Source organism: Gammaproteobacteria bacterium, from assembly GCA_028817255.1.
Lineage (GTDB): Bacteria > Pseudomonadota > Gammaproteobacteria > Porifericomitales > Porifericomitaceae > Porifericomes > Porifericomes azotivorans.
Genome location: JAPPQA010000091.1, coordinates 1 through 3,032 on the forward strand (window position 1 = coordinate 1; position 3,032 = coordinate 3,032).

Annotated in this window: 2 protein-coding genes; both read right to left on the minus strand. The window is 67.8% G+C overall.

All coding sequences use genetic code 11. The annotated features are described in order from the left end of the window. Positions 1 to 158: 158 nt before the first annotated feature. Positions 159 to 2,417, minus strand: a complete 2,259-nt coding sequence (locus tag OXU43_04135) for a xanthine dehydrogenase family protein molybdopterin-binding subunit (protein MDD9824345.1) — start codon at positions 2,415 to 2,417, stop codon at positions 159 to 161. A 3-nt stretch (positions 2,418 to 2,420) separates the two neighbouring features. After that, on the minus strand, positions 2,421 to 2,879 hold the full coding sequence (locus OXU43_04140) for a (2Fe-2S)-binding protein (protein ID MDD9824346.1): 459 nt from the start codon (positions 2,877 to 2,879) through the stop codon (positions 2,421 to 2,423). Positions 2,880 to 3,032 lie beyond the last annotated feature (153 nt).

Consider the following 3,032-nt stretch of genomic DNA (forward strand, 5'->3'; position numbering starts at 1 on the left):
CATGTGTAAACGATGTCCCCGCACAGGTGTAAACTATGTATCCGGTCTGTACACCTTTGGGAGAGGGACCGAGGGTGAGGGCGGAATCACGCGCTTTTTGTACCCCCTTCGCGCAATATCTGGACTAACAGCGCGCTAAGCGGGCCGTTAAACGAACGTTAAGCGAACTTCACGCCGTGCGCCGTCAGCGGCAGCGAGGTCACCCGCTTGCCCGTGGCGGCGAAGATCGCATTCGCCAGGGCCGGCGCGACGGGCGGGAGGCCGGGCTCGCCGACGCCGGTAGGCGGCTCGTCCGACTGCACGATGCCCACCTCCACCGCCGGCATGTCGCGCATCCGCAACGGCTCGTAGTCGGGGAAGTTGCTCTGCTCTACCTCGCCGCCTTCTTTCAGCGTCACCTGGTTGCGCATCGCCGCGCCCAGGCCGTAGCCGATGCAGCTCTCCATCTGCGCGCGGATGACATCGGGGTTGACGGCGACGCCGCAGTCCACCGCGCACCAGACTTTTTCCACCTTCACCGCGCCGGCGCCGGTCAGCGAAATCTCCGCCACCTGCGCCACGTAGGAATTGAAGGACTCGTGCACGGCGACGCCGCGAAAGCGCCCGGCCGGCGCGGGTTTGCCCCATCCCGACATGGCCGCGACGCGGCGCAGCACGCCGGCGTGGCGCGGGTGGTCTTGCAGGTGGCTCAGCCGGAACTGCACCGGGTCGGCACCGGCCTTTTGCGCCAGCATGTCGGTCACGATCTCGGTGGAGTACGCCGTGTGCGTATGGCCCACCGAGCGCCACCACAGCACCGGCACCGGCGACTCCTGCAAGTTGCGCACTTCCACGCGCAGATTCGGCACCGCGTAAGGCAGCGTGGCCGCGCCCTCCACCGAGGACGGGTCCACTCCGTCTTTCACGAAACCTTCGAAGGCCGTGCCGATAAGAATGGGCTTGCCGGCCAAGTCCTGCCGCCAGGCAAGCATCCGTCCGTCCGCGTCAATGCCGGCGCGGACGCGGTGCACGTACATCGGGCGGTAGAACCCGCCCCGAATGTCGTCCTCGCGGGTCCAGAACAACCGCAGCGGCCGCGAGGCGTCGGGCGAAACCTTCAGCGCATGAGCCGCCTCCATCTGGTAGTCGTTGGTCGGCGTGGCGCGGCGGCCGAAGGTGCCGCCGGCAAACAGCGAAACGATGTCCACCTGCCGCGGCTCGACTCCGAACACGCCGGCGACCGCCCCCTGCACGGCGCCGGGGATCTGGCAGCCGTCCCACAGCGTCACTTTGCCGTCGCGGAATTGAATGACGCAGTTCAAAGGCTCCATCGGCGCATGCGCGAGGAACGGGAACTCGAAGTCGGCCGCTACCGTTTGCGCCGCCGTCCCGAGCGCGGCATCGGCATCGCCGTCGGCGCGCGCCGACAGTCCCGGCTGCTCCAGCGCGCGCCAGTAGTCGGCGAACATTTGCTTCGAGGAACGAGTTTCGGCCTGCGAGAAATCCCACTCCGTACGCAACGCGCGCCGCCCTTTGATTGCCGCCCAGGGGGTTTCGCCATAGACGGCGACGCCGGCCGGGATCTTCCTGGCGCCGGCGAAGCCGCGCACCTTGCGCGCCGCCGAGTCGTCGAAGCTTTTCACCGTGCCGCCGAACTTCGGCGGCCGGGCGACCACCGCGAACAGCGCATTGGGCGGGCGGAAGTCCATCGCGAACACCGTGCTGCCGTCGGTCTTGCCGGCCATGTCTTTGCGTTGCAGGCGGTCGCGGCCGATCAAAGTGAAGTCCGCCGGCTGTTTCAACTCCGGCCCCTCGCCCTCGGGCAATTCGGGCAGTTGCGCGACGGCGGCGGCGGTGGCCATCTCGCCGAAGGCGGCGCGCCGCTTGCCGTGGGACAGCACGCCGTTGGCCGCGCGGATGTCGGTTTCGGCAACGCCCCATTCTTTCGCCGCCGCGGCGCGCAACTGCGCCAGCGCCAGCGCGCCGGCATTGCGGTATTGCATGAACGAGTTGGCCATCGCGCTGGAGCCGCCGGTGCCCTGCAGGCCCCAGGCCAGGTTGGCGTAGCGCTCGTTGTCGGCCGGGGCGAAGACGGTTTCCACCTGTGCCCAGTCGGCGTGCATTTCCTCGGCCACCAGGGTCGCCAGGCCGATGGTCGGGCCCTGCCCGGCCTCGAAGTGTTTGATCACCACGACTACGCGGTTATCCGAATACACGCGCACGAAATCCGTGACCAGCCCGCCGTCGGCGGCAGCGGCGATGTTGCCGGCCGAGTCGAGGCCGACGCTTAGCACCGCCGTCCCGGCGGCCACGGTCGCGGCGGTTTTTAGAAAGTCGCGGCGGCTTACCGGCGGCACGATGTGCGCCGCCCGGGCCGCGCAGGGGCGCAGCGGCGCGGGCTGGCGGGCGGGTTTGCGGTCAGTTTTGCGGGAATCCATGGTTCAGCCCTCCAGAATTTCCGCGGCGCGGTGCACGGCGGCGCGGATGCGGTGATAAGTGGCGCAACGGCAGACGTTGCCGGACATCCGCGCGTCAATCGCCTGGTCGTCGGGTTTGGGGTTTTGCTTCAGGAGCGCGGCGGCGGACATGATTTGCCCGGACTGGCACCAGCCGCATTGCGGCACCTGCAGTTCGCGCCAGGCGTCGCGGACGGCGGCGACCGCCGGGCCGCCGGCGCCTTCGATGGTGGTGATGTCGGCGCCTTCCGCGGCGGACAGCGGCAGCGTGCACGAACGCTCCGGCTTGCCGTTCACGTAAACGGTGCAGGCGCCGCAGGAAGCGACGCCGCAGCCGAATTTGGTTCCGGTCATGCCCAGCGTTTCGCGGATGACCCACAAGAGCGGCGTATCCGCGTCTTCGTCAACGCTGCGGGTTTTACCATTGATTTTGAAAGTGGCCATTGGACTCCTCTCTATCTTTTTCGGGCAAGGGCAAGGACAAAGGCTACGGGCTAACGGCTGCCGCTGTCAATACATACATACGGCCGGCAGGCGCCCCAAGCCGTTACGCAATCGAGGGGAAACGATTCCCACCCCGCCATGGAGGGTAGATTC

What these genes read in the sequence shown, in the direction of transcription:
- OXU43_04135 (MDD9824345.1), bottom strand. Translation starts at nt 2,417, where the DNA reads ATGGATTCCCGCAAAACTGACCGCAAACCCGCCCGCCAGCCCGCGCCG.
- OXU43_04140 (MDD9824346.1), bottom strand. Translation starts at nt 2,879, where the DNA reads ATGGCCACTTTCAAAATCAATGGTAAAACCCGCAGCGTTGACGAAGAC.